This window comes from Desulfobaculum xiamenense (assembly GCF_011927665.1).
Lineage (GTDB): Bacteria > Desulfobacterota > Desulfovibrionia > Desulfovibrionales > Desulfovibrionaceae > Desulfobaculum > Desulfobaculum xiamenense.
Genome location: NZ_JAATJA010000001.1, coordinates 551162 through 568585, shown reverse-complemented (window position 1 = coordinate 568585; position 17424 = coordinate 551162). Strand labels below are relative to the sequence as shown.

Below are 17424 nucleotides of genomic sequence, written 5' to 3'. Positions count from 1 at the left end.
ACAATGAAAGGGAGCCTGCGTTACCGCATCATTCTCGCCCTGTTCGTGGGCGTGCTCGGACTCGTCTACGTGCTGCCCTCGTTCGTCGGCAAGGATTCTCCGCTGAAGAACGTGCTGCCCGCTGATGAGATCAGTCTCGGCCTCGACCTGAAAGGTGGCGTGCACCTGACTCTGGGCGTGGATATCCCCAAGGCCATCGAGTACAACCTGAACCAGCTGGGGCAGGACATCCGTTCCGCGGCACGCGAGGAAGGCATCGCCGTCCTCAAGCCCGCCGTGAGAGCCGGAGAGAAGCTCGACTTCACGCTGCTCAAGTCCGAGCAGCAGAAGGCTCTTGATGAGCTTCTGAAGCAGCACTACCGCGTGCTTAAGGTCGATGCCCGCGAGGCCGACGCCGATGGTAAGGTGCGCTACACGATGGAAATGACCCCCGAGTATCGGCGCGACGTTGCGAAGCTGACCGTCGATCAGGTGCTCAAGACCATCCGTACCCGCATCGACCAGTTCGGCGTGGCCGAGCCCGACATCCGCCGCCAGCAGGACGACCGCATTCAGGTCCAGCTGCCCGGTCTCGATGACCCCCAGCGCGCCATCGACATCATCGGCCGCACCGCGCACCTCGAGTTCAAGCTCGTGGACGACGCTGCCGATCTGACCAAGGCGGAGAAGGGCATCATCGCTCCGGGCCGCGAACTGGCCGCACTTAAGAAGCTCCGCGCCGACGGTACCTACGGCCAGCAGCCCATCGTCCTCAAGAAGGATGCCGTGCTGTCCGGCGAGTACATCACCGATGCCCACGTGAGCTACGACAACTTCGGCCAGCCCTACGTCAGCATGACCTTCAACCCCCGCGGCGCACGCATCTTCGCACGCGTCACCGGCGAGAACGTCAAGAAGCGTCTGGCCATCGTGCTCGACGGCGAAGTCTACTCCGCGCCGAGCATTCAGGACAAGATCGTCGGCGGACGCGCCCAGATCACCGGCTCCTTCTCCGACACCGAGGCCGCCGACCTCGCGCTGGTGCTGCGCTCCGGCGCGCTGCCCGCTCCGGTCAAGGTGCTTGAGGAAAGAAGCGTTGGCCCGTCCCTCGGACAGGAATCCATCGACAAGGGCGTTACCGCCGCATTCGCCGGATTCATCCTCGTGCTCGGCTTCATGGCCGTGTACTACGGCTTCGGCGGCATCGTGGCCGACCTCGCCCTCGTGTTCAACATCGTGCTGATCATGGCCGGTCTGGCCGGTTTCGGTGCCACGCTGACCCTGCCGGGCATCGCGGGCATCATCCTGACCATCGGCATGGCCGTGGACGCCAACGTCATCATCTTCGAGCGCATCCGCGAGGAACTGCGCCGCGGCCTTACCCCGCGTGCGGCCATTGACGAAGGCTATTCCAAGGCCACCCTGACCATTCTCGATGCCAACGTGACCACCATCCTCGCCGCCGTGATCCTGTACCAGTTCGGTACCGGCCCCATTCGCGGCTTCGCGGTCACTCTGACCCTGGGTATCCTGGCCTCCATGTTCACGGCCATCTTCGTGACCCGCATCCTGTTCGACATGTGGGCCGCCAAGGCCAAACCCGGCGCCAGCCTGAGCATCTAGGGGAGTTACTGAGATGGGACTGCAAATCATCAAGTCTGATACGCATATCGATTTCGTCGGCATCCGCAAGTTCGCCTTCATGATCTCGCTTGCGCTGATCCTGCTGGGCGTTGGCTCGCTCATCATGCATGGCGGCCCCCGCTACGGCATCGACTTCGCGGGCGGCATCAACGTGCAGGTGAAGTTCGACAAGGAAATCGAAATCGACCACCTGAAGACGATCCTGCGCGACGGCGGCCTTGCCGACACCACCGTGCAGACCTTCGGCCTGCCGCAGGACAACGAGTTCATCATCCGCGTCTCCGCACTGAACGTCACCACCGACGAGGTGCGGACCAAGGTCGAGACCACGCTGAACGCCGACATGGGCAACTCCGGCTACAAGATCCAGCGTCAGGAAATGGTCGGCCCCAAGGTCGGCGCGGACCTGCGCGAAAAGGCCCTGGAGGCCATGTTCTACGCCGTGCTGCTCATCGCCATCTACATCTCCGGCCGCTTCGAGGCGCGCTGGATCGTGGCGGGCATCATGGCGGCGGCTCTGGCTGGCGGCATCTACCTGCTGGAGCTGGTCAACCTGCCCATGAGCCTGCTCATCGTGGCAGCCATGTTCATCACCATCGGCCTGTGCTGGTACCTGAAGCTCAACTACGCCCTCGGCGCGGTCGTGGCGCTCATTCATGACGTCATCATCACCGTCGGCGTGTTCTCGCTTCTGGGCAAGGAGTTCGACCTGACCATCGTCGCCGCGCTCCTGACCATCATCGGCTACTCGCTGAACGACACCATCATCGTGTTCGACCGAATCCGCGAGAACCTTCGTAATGGCCTCGGCGACACCTTCGCCGACACCATCAATAGGTCCATCAACCAGACCCTGTCCCGTACGCTTCTGACCTCCGGCACGACCCTGCTGGTTGTCGCAGCCCTGTACGTGCTGGGTGGCGGCGTCATCCACGACTTCGCCTTCGCGCTGCTCATCGGCGTGGTTATCGGTACCTACTCGTCCATCTTCGTGGCCAGCCCCATCCTGATGGGCATCGGCCCCTCGGCGCAGCCCGTCGAGGAGGAAGGCGCGGCGGCCTAGCCGTTTCGTCGGACGATACGCAATGAAAAGCCCCCGGTTCCGAAAGGAGCCGGGGGCTTCTTCTATGCCCTGATCGAGGTGTCGAAAGGCGAAACGGCATGCGACGCCGGATGCGCGAATCGCTCGGCATGTTGCCAACGAAATGCCGCCACCTCAAAGCGCGCCGCAAAGTCTTTCGCTTCGAACGAAACGCGCGAAGTCGCATTCGCCGACTCAGGAAGTCGGCTCGTCCCGCCTATCCCCCGGCAAATGGCGCAGACACACCCAGAGACGCACGGAATCGCGTGCTGGCGATTGGCGGGCGTCGGAGTCGCAAAACGCCGCAGAATGGCATGCCCAGCCGAAATTCGGCGCTAGCAGATATGGAGTGGATAGTTGATGGTGCCGAGACAGTCCAGAATGTCCTGTTCCCAACTGTCGCGGCTGAACTGGGGACTACGGCCGTAGCATTCGCCGGGGCGACGCGTCGCCTCGCTGACCACCAGCGCGCTCAGGTTCGGGCGGTCGTTGGCTACGCACCACTCCTCGATGCGGGCCAGCGGCTCGCACAGGCAGATGGCATGGCGCTTTTCCCTGTCGAGCATCTCGCAGAGGTCACCGTAGGAGAGCATTCGGGGCGGCACGTCGTCCGCGGTGACGCGGGGCTTTCTGACGCGCCGCTGATGGTAGAGGAGCGTGTTGAGCACTTTGACGGAGAAGGGCGTGAGCGAAGAATTGTCGAACATGCGAAACCTCCTTGAAAGTGTCCTTTCAGGTGCCTTACAAAATAGATTCGCAAATGACAACACAAACAGGAACGCCTTTCGCGGTGAAGCGAAAGGCGTTCCTAAATTCAAGGCATGGGCCTTTGTTTTACAAGGGCTGACAGGCGCGTTCGCAGTGCCCATCGTTGCATGAAATTATCGCTCATGCAGTGATCACTTGCGGTAATGACAGCCCTTGCTTTCCTTGTTGCGCATGGAGGCAAGGGTCACGATGTACGCGGCGTAGCACCCGTGGAAGAGGTCCACCAGCGGGCGGGAAATGGGCGTTTCGCGGTAGAAGTCCTGCAGGTGGCGGTAGAGGTTGCGCATGTCGTCGAAGGCGCGCTTGAGGCGCTGCGTGGTGCGCGTGATGCCCACGTAGTTCCACATGGTGGAGCGTATGGTGGCCCAGTCCTGCGCGATGAGGGCCGGGTCCTCGTTCTCGGTGTCTCCTGCGGCCACCCAGTCGGGCATGGACTCCGCCAGCCGTTTGGGCAGGGCGTTCTTGTGCGAATGGCGGGACGCGATGTCGTGCGCGGCGGAAACGCCCCACAGCAGGCCTTCCAGCAGCGAGGTGCTGGCAAGGCGGTTCGCGCCGTGCACGCCGGTGCAGGCGCATTCACCCACGGCGTAAAGGCGCGAGAGCGTGGTCCGGGCGCGGGTGTCCGTGAGCACGCCGCCGCAGAAGTAGTGGGCGGCGGGGACGACGGGAATCGGCTCCCGCGTGACGTCAACGCCGATCTCGCTACATTTCTTGCAGATGGTGGGGAAATACGCATGGATGTCGCGCGAGACGTAGTTGGCGGCGTCAAGGTAGACGCAGTCCGCCCCGGTGGCGAGCATCTCTTCCTGAATGGCGCGGGTGACGATGTCGCGCGGGGCGAGGTCCGCGCGCGGATCGTAGCGCGACATGAAGGCCTCGCCCTTGTCGTTCAGGAGCCGCGCTCCGGCTCCGCGAACGGCCTCCGAAATGAGGAAGCGCCTCGGGGCGCGGTGGAAGAGGGCGGTGGGGTGGAACTGCACGTACTCTGCGTTGATGGTCTTGGCCTTGGCGCGCGAGGCCATGACCATGCCGGAGCCGATGGACGACGCGGTATTCGTGGTGTGCAGGTAGACCTGTCCGATGCCGCCCGTGGCGAGTATCGTGTAGTCCGCGAGCACCGTCTCGACCTGGTTGAGTTCCTGGTTGAAGACGTACGCGCCGCAGCACTGATTGACCAGATGATACTTGAATTCGAGGGAATTGGCGTGGTGATGGCTGGTAAGCAGGTCAATGGCGGTCCGGCCGGTGAGCAGGGTGATGTTTGGATGCTTGCGCACCGCCTCCACCATGCGGTCCATGATGGCCCGGCCGGAATAGTCCGCGCAGTGGGCGATGCGCGGCTTGCCGTGTCCGCCCTCACGGATGAGCTCCAATTCGCCATCCGGGTCGCGAGCGAAGGCGACGTCGAGCTTCTCCACCAGCACGCTTCGGACAGCCTCCGGTCCCTTGCGGGCGAGGAAGCGTACGGCGCGGGGATTGTTGATCCGCCAGCCAGCCGTGTAGATGTCCTCTTCGAGATCGCGGGGGTTCTCGTCGTGGGCCTTGTAGACGATGCCGCCCTGCGCGAGGGCGGAGTTGCCCTTGTCCGGCGCGTCGTCCGCCGTGAGGAGCGTTACCTGTATGCCTGCGTCGGCAAGGGTGAGGGCGCAGGCGGAACCGGCGATGCCGGAACCGATGATCAAAGCCTCGGTCTTGTAGCGATAACTGTGCATGTTCCTGCTCGATGACGTTCGCAATGCCGACAGGCCGGAAAACGGACTTCGGGCCGCACCCGTTGCGGGGGGGCATGGCGCACGCCTGCCGAAAGCGCGTCTGCCATGCCCTGTTCCCGTAAGCGGCCCGGAGCCGTTCAAGCGGTCTGCACGGAAAGGGTTGATGTTTCCAATCGGCTAGGCACAGGCTTCGAGCATGCGCTCCAAGGCGATGCGGGCGTAGTGCACCGTATCGTCCGGCACGCGCACCGGCTCGGAGTTCTCCAGATTTTCAAGGGTTTCCGCCAGCAGGCGCTCGGTGGTCAGTGCCATGTTGGCGCAGGAGCTGGGGACCAGCGGCCGGATGCGCTTGTCGCCCCGGTACTGCTTGGCAAGGCGCTCCACGAGATTGATCTCCGTGCCGACGTAGATGGTCGCCTCCGCAGGTGCGTTGGCCACATACTTAATGATGAAGGACGTGGAGCCTGCGGCGTCGGCCTTGCGGACCACGCCGGGGCGACACTCGGGATGCACCACAATCAACGCATCGGGGTCGCGCTGGCGGATTTCGTCGATCTGCCCCTCGCGGAAGCGCTCGTGGATGGAGCACAGGCCGGGCCACAGGAGGAGCCGCGCCGCCGTGGCGCTCTTCACGTCGATGTGGGAACCGTTGCCGCGGATGTCGAGCTGCATGCGCCGGTTGGCGGGCACGCCGAGCTGATCGGCTGTGTTGTTGCCGAGGTTGCGATCCGGGAGGAAAAGGACCGTCTCGCCGCGCTTGAGTGCCCACGCCAGCATGGTTTTCGCGTTGGCCGAGGTACACACGGAACCGCCGTAGCGTCCCACAATGCCCTTCACGGCGGCGGAGGTGTTGACGTAGGCCAGCGGGATGACGCTCGCGCCGTCCTCGGTGAGGCGGCGCATGACGCAATCAAGCAGGTGGGCGGGAGCCATGCCGGACATGGTGCATCCGGCCGAAGGCGCGGGGATGATGACCTTCTGGTCCTCACCTGCGAGCATTGCCGCCGTCTCGGCCATGAAGCTCACGCCGCAAAAAACGATGTATTCCGCCTTAAGCGACGGAACGTGCCGTGCCAGCTCCAGTGAATCTCCCTTGAGATCGGCATGCAGGATGACGCGCTCGTGCTGGTAGTGGTGCGCCATGATTACGAGATCTGATCCGCGCTGCTTCCTGATGTCAGTGATGATCTGCGTGTGGTTGGAGCTCATTGTCTCATCCATTCGTTATGCGGACACGCATGCTGAAATCCGCTGCCGGGGCCGAGTGGGTCAGCCTGCCCACCGACACGAAATCCGGACCGATTCGACCAATGTCCGCAATGGTGGAAAGATTCACCCCGCCGCTTACTTCGGATTCGATACCCTCGGGTATGCGGGCCAGAGCATCGCGCAGCGTTGCGGGGTCCATGTTGTCGAGCATGATGCGATCGACGCCAAGGGCAACGGCTTCCGACACGTCATCGAGCGTGCGGCACTCGACCTCTATGGGGGGGCAGGGGGTGTAGGCTCTTCGCAGGGCCTGAACCGCCGGACTGATGCCGCCCGCCTGATCGATGTGGTTGTCCTTGAGCATGAGCATCTCGGCAAGATCCATCCTATGGTTTTTGCCGCCACCCAGCAAGACTGCGTATTTTTCCGGATATCTGAGGCAGGGGAGAGTCTTTCGCGTGTCGAGGAGCACGGTGCGCGTTCCCGCCAGCGCATCGACGTAGCGGCGGGTGAGATTGGCTATCCCCGAGAGATGACAGACGAAATTCAGGATGACGCGTTCCGCCTTGAAGGCGACGATGGGCGAGCAGGCGAATTCGGCGACCACGGTGCCGGCGGAAACGGTGTCGCCATCGGCGTGGTGGAAGGTGACGTCGTGTGGCCTTTCGAGGCCGAGGGCGTCCAGAACGAGGTCGATGACGGGCAGTCCGGCACAGATGGTTTCCTCCTTGGCGAGGATGACGCAATGCGCCACTTCGTTTCCGGTGAAAACGGCATGCGACGTGAGGTCCGCACCATCTTCATCAAGCGCGAAAATGATTGCCCGCCGCAGATAGTCACCTGCTACCCCCTGGAAAAATGCATCGAATGGCGTATGGTTCATGGCGTACCCGCGAGGGTTGGAGTTGTGTCTGTACACGGCTCGTACGGTATGGGCCAATGCGAGTCAAGTTCCCCGATTCTTTTGACCTTGAACAGCATTTGGGGTACCCCACAACGGCTATGACGGAAAAGGAAAGAATCACCTCGCAGTTCGGTCCGCAAGGGCCGGACGGGCAGGCTGTCCCGCAGCCGCAGGAAAACCCCGCCGCCGAATTCGAATTCGCGCATCCGGCGGACGGTGCGGAACTGCTGGAGAGTCTGCCGCTCGAAGAACAGGTGGAGGTGATCACCACACTTGAGCCTGAGGACGCGGCCGAATTCATTGCCGAAATGGAACGGCATGATCGCGCCCGGCTCATGAAGGATCTGCCTCCGGACTACGCAGCCGACCTGCTCGGACAGATGTCGCCCGACGATGCGGCGGACATTCTGGACGACCTCGACGATGCCCACCAGCAGCGACTGCTGCAACGGGTCGAGCAGGAAGAAGCGCTGGAAATCGAAACCCTGCTGACATTCGACCCCGACACCGCCGGTGGGGTCATGAACACCGAGGTGACGGTCCTTGACCAGAACCTCACCGCGGATCAGGCCATCCAACTCATCCGAAGCGCCGCAGAAGAATCCGAGATTCCCTACTACGCCTATATCGTCGATGAAGCGGACCACCTCATCGGCGTGCTTTCGCTGCGCAATCTCATGCTCAGCCGCCCCGGCCAACGCCTGCGCGACGTGCTGGGAAAGCAGCACCTCGTCTATTCGTACTTCGATGTGGACAAGGAGGAAGTGGCCCAGAAGCTCACGCACTACAACTTCCTCGCGCTGCCTATCGTGGACCGGGAGATGCGCCTGCTCGGCGTGGTCACCCACGACGACGTCATCGACATCATCCACGAAGAGGCTAGCGAGGACATGCTGGGCATGGTCGGCGCCGGTCAGGACGAGACCACGGATACCCCGTGGTTGCAGTCCGTGCGCATGCGCCTGCCGTGGCTTCTGGTCAACGTCCTCAATTCCGCGGTCTCCGCGTGGGTGGTGCACCTTTTCGAGGGAACCATCACCCAGATGGCCATCCTTGCGGCGCTCATGCCCATCGTGGCCAATCAGGCCGGAAACTCCGGCCAGCAGTCGCTGGCGGTCATCATCCGCCAGTTGGCCATGGAGGCCTTCGACCGCAAGCGCGCATGGCTCGCCGTTGCGCGCGAGGCCAGAATCGGCCTGCTCAACGGCATTATCGTGGGCATACTGGTCATGGTCGGCGTGTCCCTGCTGACTCACAAGATCGAACTCGCCTTCGTGATGAGCCTCGCACTCGGAGTGGACATGTGCATCGGCAATGTCGCCGGCGCGTCCATCCCGGTCGTGTTCAAGGAACTCGGCCGCGACCCCGCGCAGGCGTCGAGCATCTTCCTGACCGCCCTGACGGACAGCGCGGGCTTCCTGACCTTCCTCGGGTTGTCGTCGCTGCTGTTGTTCTGAAACGAATCATCATACCACAAAACAAAGGGCCGCACCGGAATTCCGGTGCGGCCCTTTTGTGTGTATCGCGATGAAATCTATTCCAGACCGAGCTGCTTGAGCAGGTCGTCCACGTCGCCCTGCGAGGTGCCGCCCTGCGGGCCCTTGAGTTCAGATGCCGTCTGGCGCGCTTCTTTAGCGATTTCCTCGGTGTCGCGCTCCGGCTCCTCGTCGCGCTTCTTCACGGCAAGGCCAGTGGACACGTAGAGGCTGAACACGACTTCCTCGATGCGCTTGAGCGCGGAGACGATGCGCTTGATGCGCTGCCCGGTAAGGTCCTGAAAGGAGAGGGCGGTCATCACGTCGATGAGGTCCGAGGTGTGGGTGTCGTTGAGTTCGATAAGGCGGTTCACGCTGTCCTTGCTGGCTCCGCCGCTGCGGAATTCGCGCAGCAGCTTGCCGGACTGGGCGATCATCTCCTGATGCTTCTCCACGATGTCCATGATGCGCACAGTGGCGTCCTCGGTGGACTTGAGAATCTCGTCCAGCTGGTCCGAGGCCTCGGTGATGAGCTGATCGGTCTCGCTGCGAGAGCCGGAAGACAGGGAGGCGGCAGAATCGTTCTGCTTGGCCTTCTTGATCTCCTTGTAGATTTCCTCAAGACCGTGACGCATGTCGTCGTTGACCTTGCGGAAGAACTCGCCGTCCTTGATCTCCTTGTTGAGGCTCTTCGTCAGGACGTTGGTGACCTCCTTGACGATGGCGTCCTTGATGACGGCATCCAGCCCGGCAACGACGCTCTGCGTCACCTGCTCGACCAGTTGATCCAGCTGCTTGTCGATCTTGGGGGTCATGCTGTTCCCTCCGGACGGTTGGCGCTTCCGGCTACTCCGCCCATTTCTTTTCACGGATACGCTCGCGTTCCTCCCTGAACACGAACCTGACGATGGCCTCCTGATCACTTTCGCGCACGCTGGTGAAGGTCACGTTCCATACGGGGCGCTCGTTGACGGTGCGCACCTGCGTGACCTTGCCCACGGCAGCGGCGACACGGAAGGGAAACTGAGCCAGAAGCAGCGCGAACTCCAGCCTGTCGCCAACGGCGAAGGCGCAGTCCGCGCAGGTGAAGCCGAGACCGGAGCCGGAGATTTCCACGATCTCGATGCGGCTGTCGAACTCGCTTTCGAGCCGTTCCACGCTCATGAGCCCAAGCAGGGTGTCGAGCTTGGCGTTGACGGCCTCAAGAAAACGCACAAGCGGTTCCTGAAGCTTCACCCCGGACAGGTCGAGGGCGTCGTCTTCGGCTGCGGAAAGCTGCTCCTGAAGCATGGGCAGATCGGAGGCCGAATCCATCCGGCGGACATAGCCGCGAATTCTGGTCGGAACGCTGGAAAATTCCCGTGTGTTCATCTTCGGCCTCCGAACCTATGCTACCAGTCTTCGTCGAGTTGCACATTCATGGCGTTGACGGGGCAGACGCGGGTACACATGCCGCAGGCGGTGCACTTCTCGGAATCGAACTGGATACGCCGGGTGGCGCGGTCGAGGTGCAAAGCCTTGGACGCGCACAGCGCGGTGCACATGCCACAGTCGATGCAGGCTTCCTCGTCGCGGAATATCTTCTGCGCCACCACCTGCACCTTGATGCCCTGCTCGGAGAGGTAGGCGATGCCCTTGGTGTAGTTCTCCTCACTGCCGGTCAGTTCGAGGGTCAGCGAACCCTCCTGCCGGGGCGAGATGGACGCCTGAAGGATGTTGAAGGTGAGGTCGAACAGCCGGGTCAGATTGCAGACCACGGGGCGGCCGGAGCTTTCCGGGGGGAAGGAGAGGTGAACGATCTTGCGATGAGCCTTGATGACGTCTTGCATGATGTATCCGTCAATCGTCCGGTGCCGTCGGCAGCCGGAGCAGATGTTACTGCTGTCCCTTGAGCAGGGCCGTTGCGCGCCGTGCCTCGGGGGACTTGGGGAACTTCTCGACCACGTCGTGCAGCAGCAGGCGTCCCGCCTTCACACGGCCAAGGCGCATGAAGGACAGACCCTGTTTGAGCAGGGCAGTGGGGTACTTGGGGCTTTTCTTGTGGCCGTCCAGCACTTCCTGATACTTGAGCACGGCGCGGGCGTAGTCCTTGAGCTGGTAGTAGCATTCGCCCTGCCAGAACAGAGCGTTGGCCACCAGTTCATGCTTGGGGAAGTTCTCCACAAACTCCTCCCAGCGGGCCTGGCCCTCGGCGTACTTGCGCTCCTCAAAGAACTTGCGGCCCGAATCGTAGAGCGCCTTGGCCGGGTCCGCATTGGCGGCGACGGCCGGGGCAGCGGGCTTTTCGGGCTGCGCCGCGGGGGTGGCCGGTTCCATGTCACCATTGGCCGGAGCCTCTGCGGTGGCATTGGCGGCATCGGCCGCAGCCGCACCGTCGGTGGCGGTTGCATTGGCCGCAGGCGCGCCAGCGGCCTGCTCGGCGGCCTGACGCTCTGCGCGCATGGCCGCGAGATCGACATCCACGCCAAGCTGCGAGGTCATCTGCTGCCATGCGGAGTGCACGTCGCGCATGTCGCCGGAAAGGGCATTCACGGACTTGCGGTTGGCATCCGTGGCGGCCTGCTGTTCGTCCAGCGCACGGCGCAGGCTTTCCACCTCGCCCTGCAACGACGCCAGCTCAAGGCGCATGCTCTGCACCTGCGACCAGGTGTCCGCCTGCTGCGGGTCGGGCGTGGAGAGGTCCGTGACCTTCTGTTCGATGCCGTCGATGCGAACCTTCTGCGCGTATACGCGGTCGTCGAGGGTTCTGATGTCGTCGGGATTCACGCATGCGGTCAGCGTGAGACTCATGATTCCCAGCGCGAGCATTCGTTTCATGATGCGTATCTCCGTCCTCTATTCCTTCCACAGACAAGATAGACGATTCCTCCGATAAACGGAATAAAGACAGCCAAGGCCAACCAGACCATCTTTTCCTGATGCGAAGGGAATTCGCGCCAGAACGCGTGCCAGATTGCCCAGAAACTCAAGGAAAGGCAAACGGCGACCATGGCTGCGATGATGGCCAAAAGTGCAGGGGAGAATGTGGAGATGTCAACGAGCATCGTCTGTGAACTCTCCTGTGCGGCTATTCGTTCGTTTCGCCGCTGTTGCCGGTTTTCAGAAGGGTGAGCGTGAGTGCGCAAACCCCAAGACAGATGGCGATGTCAGCCACGTTGAAGGCGGGCCAGTGCCATGCCCCCACGTGGAAATCGAGAAAGTCGATCACCGCGCCGATGCGGATGCGATCGACCAGATTGCCGAGCGCGCCGCCCAAAACGAGGCCGAGTCCGCATACGGACAGCCGGTCCGCGCAGTGGGAGCCGCGCAGCAGATAGAGAATCAGCCCGACAGCCGCGAGTGCCGTGACGATGAAGAACGTCGTCTGCCACTCGATGTCGGTCCGGTTCAGGAACCCGAAGGCCGCGCCCCGGTTGAGCACGTGCACCATGTTGAAGAACCCGGGCACGACCGGAAATCCTTCCCAGAGCGGGATGGATGCGGCGACCCGGGCCTTGGTGACCTGATCGAGGGCGAGAACGAACCCGGCAATGCCGAGTGCGGTGGTGTAACGCGCGCGCATGGGGTTGTTGTGTATCCTCCATGTTCAAAGGCCCGGGCACGGTCTGCGCCGCACCCGGGCCATTCAGGCGGTAATGGGGCTGCGCGTGAGGCTATTCGGCCTCGGCAGCCATCACTGCGGCGCAGCGGGGGCACAGCGTGGGATGCGTGGCATCGGTGCCAAGCTCCTCGGAATGCACCCAGCAGCGCTCGCACTTGTCTCCCTTGGCGGGAGCAACGGTGATGCGCAGTTCCTCGACTTCTTCGCTGGTGAAGGCATCGGCGGGAGCCTCGGCCAGCGGAGCGAGCGTCAGGCTGGAGATGATGCACAGCTCGCGCAGGTCCAGCCCCTCGATGGAAAGATCCTCCAGCAGGTCCTCGCGGGCGAAGACCGTGATGGCGGTATCGAGGCTGTGGCCCACGGTTCCGGCCTTACGCACCGGCTCGATGGCGCGGATGATCTCGCCGCGCACGGCGGAGATGGTATCCCAGCGGTGACGCTCCTCCTCGGAAAGGAGGTAGCTCTCGTCCATCTTGAAGCGCATGGCGAACACGGTGGGAACGCCAGGATGCAGCGCCTCGGGCAGGCTCTGGAAGGCCTCTTCCGCGGTGAAGGAGAGGACCGGCGCGATGTCGCTCAGGAAGACCATGAGGATCTGCCACAGGGCGGTCTGAGCGGAGCGGCGCTCCGGCGAATCCTGCGCGGAGACGTAGAGGCGGTCCTTCAGGATGTCGAGATAGAAGGACGACAGGTCCGTCACGCACATGTTGTGCAGCGCATGGAACACGCGGTGGAACTCGTACTCGTTGTAGGAGCGCTCGATCTTTGCATGGATCGAGTTGATGAGGTCCATGGCGTAGCGGTCGAGCGGCAGCATCCTGTCGGCGGGAACGGCGTGGACGGCGGGGTCGAAATCGCCGAGGTTGCCGAGGATGAAGCGCATGGTGTTGCGGATGCGCCGGTAGGCGTCGACCAGTCGATTCAGAATGTCATCGGAGATGCGCACGTCGGACTGGTAGTTCTCGGACGACACCCACATGCGCAGGATATCCGCGCCGTACTTGTCGATGATTTCCTGCGGAGCCACGACGTTGCCGATGGACTTGGACATCTTCTTGCCCTCGCCATCGACGACGTAGCCGTGGGTCAGCACGGACTTGTACGGAGCCACGCCGCGGGTGCCCATGGACGCCAGAAGCGAGCTATGGAACCAGCCGCGGTGCTGGTCGGAACCTTCGAGGTAGATGTCAGCCGGGAAGCGGCATTCGTCGCGCTGCTCGACAACGGCGGCAAAGCTGGTGCCGGAGTCAAACCACACGTCGAGGATGTCGTCTTCCTTCTCCCAGTGGCGGCCACCGCAGTGGGGGCACACGAGGTCGGCGGGGATGATCTCGTCGAGCGGAGCCTCGAACCAGTAGTCGCAGCCGGTGGGGTGCTTCTCGAAGCGGGACACGATGTCCATGACCCATTTGGAGTCGAACCACGCCTCGCCGCAGTCCTTGCAGAGCAGGGCCACGATGGGCACGCCCCACGTGCGCTGGCGCGAGATGCACCAGTCGGGACGGAATTCGATCATGTTGTGGATGCGCTCGCGGCCCCAGGCCGGAATCCACTGCACGTCGCTGGCGATGGCCTTGAGTGCGTTGGCGCGCAGGTCGTTCTTCTCCATGGAGATGAACCACTGGGTGGTTGCCCGGTAGATGACGGGCTGCTTGCAGCGCCAGCAGTGCGGGTACGAGTGGGTGATCTTCTCCTCGGCCAGCAGGTTACCCACCTCGCGCAGCTTGGCGATAACGAGCGGGTTGGCCTCGTTGACGGTCTTGCCGCCGAAGAACTCGACGGTGGGCAGGAAACGGCCCTCGTCGTCAAGCGGGGAGTAGATTTCGAGACCGTAGCGGTAGCCGGTCATGTAGTCATCGGGACCGTGACCGGGGGCGGTGTGAACGCAGCCGGTGCCGCTCTCAAGGGTGACGTAATCGGCCAGCACGAGCAGGGATTCCCTGTCGTAGAAGCAGTGACGGGCCTTGAGGCGGTCCATCTGGGCACCCTTGATCGTGGCCACCACGCTGTAGCCGCTCCAGCCGAACTTGGCGGCGCAGCTCTCCAGCAGTTCCTCGGCGAGGATGTAGAAATTGCCCTCATGCTCCACGCAGGCGTAATCATACTCGGCGTGGAAGGCGATGGCCATGTTGGACGGCAGCGTCCACGGGGTGGTCGTCCAGATGCACACAAAGGTACGGGCGGGATCGACGGCGGGGATGATTTCCTTCACACGCTCGTCGGTGAGCGGGAAGCGGACGAACACGGAGGGGGAGGTGTGGTCGGCGTATTCCACCTCGGCCTCGGCGAGGGCCGTCTTGCAGTCGTTGCACCAGTAGATGGGCTTCTTGTTGCGGACGACGGAACCCTTGGCCATGAAATTGCCAAGCTCACGGGCCGTGGCGGCCTCGTAGCTGGGGTTCATGGTCAGGTACGGTTCGTCCCAGGCACCCATGACGCCAAGGCGCTTGAACTCGCCGCGCTGGACGTTCATCCACTTTTCCGCATAGCTGCGGCAGATTTTACGGATGGCGGCGGCGGGCAGGTCGGTCTTGCCCTTGGCCTTGAGTTCCTGACCCACCTTGTGCTCGATGGGCAGGCCGTGACAGTCCCAGCCGGGGACGTATTCGGCCTCGTAGCCCTGCATGTTCCGGTGCTTGACGATGATGTCCTTGAGCACCTTGTTCATGGCGGTGCCGAGATGAATGTGCCCGTTGGCGTAGGGCGGACCGTCATGAAGCACGTAGCGCTCATGGCCTTCGTTGGCCTTGACCATGGTCTCGTAGGCGTTGGTCTCTTCCCAAAACTTGAGCATTTTCGGCTCGTTCTGGGTCAGATTGGCCTTCATGGGGAAACTGGTCTGGGGCAGGTGCAGGGTCTTCTTATAATCGCTCATGGATGTGCGTGTCCTCCACGGAAATTAAACAGGCAAGCAAAATAAAGATGACAAAAGTAACCAAGTCTCCCGCAAAGTCAAGAAAAGAGGGGCTGAACCGTGGGATGTGGCCGTGGGCGCGCCTTGCGGGGCGCAAGGCTCACGAGGGGACAGGGAAGAAGGCGGCGCTTCACGCGCAGGGCGGTATGCCCGAATCGCCAGTCAAAAAGCAGGTGAAGTCAGATGGTTGGGCGTGGTCGCCCGTTGCGGGATACGTGACGACTTAGACCAGCAGACAACCCGGCGCGGGAGCAGTGATGACCGCGCGCCCGCCAGGCACCACCACGCCGTGCTGCGTCTCGCAATCCTGCGCCACGCGGTGAATGGCGGCCTCGGCGAGGCTGATGAGCCGTTGAGATGCGGCCTTGGCGGCGAGGCGATGGTCCGGCGAGGGCTCCTGAGCCATGGCTTCGTTCGAGGGCGCACCATGGCCTTCGCCGTAACTGGTGGGCGTGATTGACGGTCCGGCCCCAAAGCGCGACGGCGTATAGATTTCTTCAGGGGAAAGGGCGGCAGGATTGGGGTAGACATCCTGCGTCACCCGAAGCCGCACGACATGTGAGCCAATGGGGCGTACCGCATGGGCGGCCTCGGCAGCCGGAGCCACGCCGAGCGCCTTTCCGGCCTGCGGCATCTCGGGAACGAGCCCCAGTGCGACAAGTGAGGAAACAACGCAGAACAGAAAAGTCATGATGATCGCTATTGAACGCATATCGTCCCCCGAACCCGTGGCCGGCGTTTGCGGTTTGACGGCGAATTCGCCTCGGGGATGTGCTTTGCAACTCGGAGGCCAAACACGGCAGCATGCCGGAACCATGCGCGATGGCACATCATGTTCTCGTTTAGGGACGAGAAAACGGGGGCGATGATCGTCGATGCTTTGACACCCGCGTACGGCTTGCCCACACGAGAAAAGCCCTCCAGCCAGAGGCAGGAGGGCTTTTGCGCATGAAAGCTGCGGCGGGGCGTCCGCATCCGCGTCACGCCGACGCGGGGGACACATCACCCGTCTAGATCATCTCGAAGTATTCTTTTTCGGCTCCGCACTTGGGGCAGACCCAATCCTCGGGCACGTCGGCCCACTCGGTGCCGGGCGCAATGCCGTGTTCAGGATCGCCTTCCGCCGGATCGTAGACGTAGCCGCAGGGGCATTCCCATTTTTCTCCAGCCATGATGACCTCCGTATGGGTTGCTGGTGCATTGAATCCTGTCTGGCATGATATGCCCACACATGGAAAAGGCAAACGCGTTCCGCCACGAAGACAAAAGCCCGACTCCGCGCGAGGGGCGGCCGATCGGCGACAACGTGCCGCATTTCCAGCACTTGACCCTAACGATCCGGTCGGCGCTCATGGGGTGGGGGCTTCCTCGGCCCCGGCATGCGATGCCTTGGCAGTGCTGGCTGGCCTGTTCACCGTCGCCTTTGCCCAAATGCTGTAGGTCTGGGGATCGCGTCGCACCTCCACATGCGTGAAACCTGCGGATTGGAGCGCCACGGCAAGTGTCTTCTGCGTGAATCCCGTATGGTGGGCCATGTACAGGCGCCCCTGTGCCAGCGCGACGCGGTGTCCATACAGAATATCGAGCGGGGCGACGGGGCCGAGGGACGAATTGTACAGGGCATCATCTAGCCCGTCGCGCAGAATGGCCTCTGCGACGGACTGGACGTCCGGAACTGTGACAAGGGCGAATCCATCCGCGCGGAGAACCCGCCGGAATTCCGACAGGGCCAGCGAAACTTCGTGCGGGTAGAGATGCTCCAGATTATGGGAGGAATAGATGGCATCCATGCTGGATGTGACGACAATACGCATGTCGGTGATGGAGGCGACATAATCCGGACGGACGTCGGGGTTGATGTCGAGCCGTATCTCGCGCCATCCCGGAGTGCGGAACATGGCATGCAGCCGATCCGGTTTCGGCATGCCGCAGCCGACATGGAGAACGCTGCGCATTCTGCGGGCTTTCATCGCTTCGACCTCCGTAGTGAAGATCCATCCCTGACTCCGCCGCGATGGTACATAACATCCCGCGCAGACACAAGATGCATGAAACTCGTGAATGGACACGCCAGCACGAGCATTGCCGCATGGGCCGCAAACCCGGCGGGGAGCCGAATGCGTACGACATTGCGGAC

17 protein-coding genes are annotated in these 17424 nt (G+C 62.6%); 3 read left to right on the top strand and 14 right to left on the bottom strand.

Features of this window, described 5'->3' with window-relative positions; genetic code table 11:
- Positions 1-3: 3 nt before the first annotated feature.
- Positions 4-1602, top strand: coding sequence for a protein translocase subunit SecD (gene secD, locus GGQ74_RS02580; protein WP_167939969.1), 1599 nt, complete (start codon positions 4-6; stop codon positions 1600-1602).
- Between the two features lie 13 nt (positions 1603-1615).
- Complete coding sequence (gene secF / locus GGQ74_RS02575) at positions 1616-2686, top strand: protein translocase subunit SecF (RefSeq protein WP_167939968.1); 1071 nt, start codon at positions 1616-1618, stop codon at positions 2684-2686.
- 353 nt (positions 2687-3039) lie between these two features.
- Here secF and GGQ74_RS02570 read toward each other — a convergent pair whose 3' ends face one another.
- The 4 genes from GGQ74_RS02570 to nadC form a co-directional block, all read right to left on the bottom strand.
- On the bottom strand, positions 3040-3411 hold the full coding sequence (locus GGQ74_RS02570) for a hypothetical protein (protein WP_167939967.1): 372 nt from the start codon (positions 3409-3411) through the stop codon (positions 3040-3042).
- A 192-nt stretch (positions 3412-3603) separates the two neighbouring features.
- The gene (nadB, locus tag GGQ74_RS02565) at positions 3604-5184 is read right to left on the bottom strand and encodes an L-aspartate oxidase (protein WP_167939966.1); all 1581 of its coding nucleotides are present in this window, start codon (positions 5182-5184) and stop codon (positions 3604-3606) included.
- Between the two features lie 177 nt (positions 5185-5361).
- A complete protein-coding gene (nadA, locus tag GGQ74_RS02560; RefSeq protein WP_167939965.1) occupies positions 5362-6393 on the bottom strand; it encodes a quinolinate synthase NadA in 1032 nt (343 codons plus the stop codon).
- Positions 6394-6397: 4 nt separating this feature from the next.
- Complete coding sequence (gene nadC / locus GGQ74_RS02555; protein ID WP_167939964.1) at positions 6398-7276, bottom strand: carboxylating nicotinate-nucleotide diphosphorylase; 879 nt, start codon at positions 7274-7276, stop codon at positions 6398-6400.
- Between the two features lie 119 nt (positions 7277-7395).
- On the opposite strand from nadC, the gene mgtE reads away from it, so the two are divergent.
- On the top strand, positions 7396-8754 hold the full coding sequence (gene mgtE, locus GGQ74_RS02550; RefSeq protein WP_167939963.1) for a magnesium transporter: 1359 nt from the start codon (positions 7396-7398) through the stop codon (positions 8752-8754).
- A gap of 77 nt (positions 8755-8831) precedes the next feature.
- On the opposite strand, the gene GGQ74_RS02545 is transcribed toward mgtE, so the two are convergent.
- The 10 genes from GGQ74_RS02545 to GGQ74_RS02500 all read right to left on the bottom strand — a co-directional run bounded on the left by GGQ74_RS02545 (position 8832) and on the right by GGQ74_RS02500 (position 17257).
- The gene (locus GGQ74_RS02545; protein WP_167939962.1) at positions 8832-9587 is read right to left on the bottom strand and encodes a protein phosphatase CheZ; all 756 of its coding nucleotides are present in this window, start codon (positions 9585-9587) and stop codon (positions 8832-8834) included.
- Between the two features lie 31 nt (positions 9588-9618).
- A complete protein-coding gene (locus GGQ74_RS02540) occupies positions 9619-10143 on the bottom strand; it encodes a PilZ domain-containing protein (protein ID WP_167939961.1) in 525 nt (174 codons plus the stop codon).
- A gap of 20 nt (positions 10144-10163) precedes the next feature.
- Positions 10164-10601 carry an NIL domain-containing protein gene (locus tag GGQ74_RS02535; protein WP_167939960.1) on the bottom strand — a complete coding sequence of 146 codons (438 nt, stop codon included), beginning with the start codon at positions 10599-10601 and terminating at the stop codon, positions 10164-10166.
- 46 nt (positions 10602-10647) lie between these two features.
- Positions 10648-11589: a tol-pal system protein YbgF gene (gene ybgF / locus GGQ74_RS02530; RefSeq protein WP_167939959.1), complete on the bottom strand. Its 942-nt coding sequence runs from the start codon at positions 11587-11589 to the stop codon at positions 10648-10650.
- Complete coding sequence (locus GGQ74_RS02525; protein WP_167939958.1) at positions 11586-11816, bottom strand: PLD nuclease N-terminal domain-containing protein; 231 nt, start codon at positions 11814-11816, stop codon at positions 11586-11588. Before GGQ74_RS02525 ends, ybgF begins: the two co-directional genes overlap by 4 nt.
- A 23-nt stretch (positions 11817-11839) precedes the next feature.
- A complete protein-coding gene (gene lspA / locus GGQ74_RS02520) occupies positions 11840-12334 on the bottom strand; it encodes a signal peptidase II (protein WP_167939957.1) in 495 nt (164 codons plus the stop codon).
- Between the two features lie 91 nt (positions 12335-12425).
- On the bottom strand, positions 12426-15248 hold the full coding sequence (ileS, locus tag GGQ74_RS02515) for an isoleucine--tRNA ligase (RefSeq protein ID WP_167939956.1): 2823 nt from the start codon (positions 15246-15248) through the stop codon (positions 12426-12428).
- 262 nt (positions 15249-15510) lie between these two features.
- Entirely contained in the window at positions 15511-15999 is a 489-nt protein-coding gene (locus GGQ74_RS02510) for a hypothetical protein (protein WP_167939955.1), read from the bottom strand.
- Between the two features lie 298 nt (positions 16000-16297).
- A complete protein-coding gene (locus tag GGQ74_RS02505) occupies positions 16298-16459 on the bottom strand; it encodes a rubredoxin (RefSeq protein WP_167939954.1) in 162 nt (53 codons plus the stop codon).
- Positions 16460-16636: 177 nt separating this feature from the next.
- Positions 16637-17257: a class I SAM-dependent methyltransferase gene (locus tag GGQ74_RS02500; RefSeq protein ID WP_209280055.1), complete on the bottom strand. Its 621-nt coding sequence runs from the start codon at positions 17255-17257 to the stop codon at positions 16637-16639.
- Positions 17258-17424: the final 167 nt, after the last annotated feature.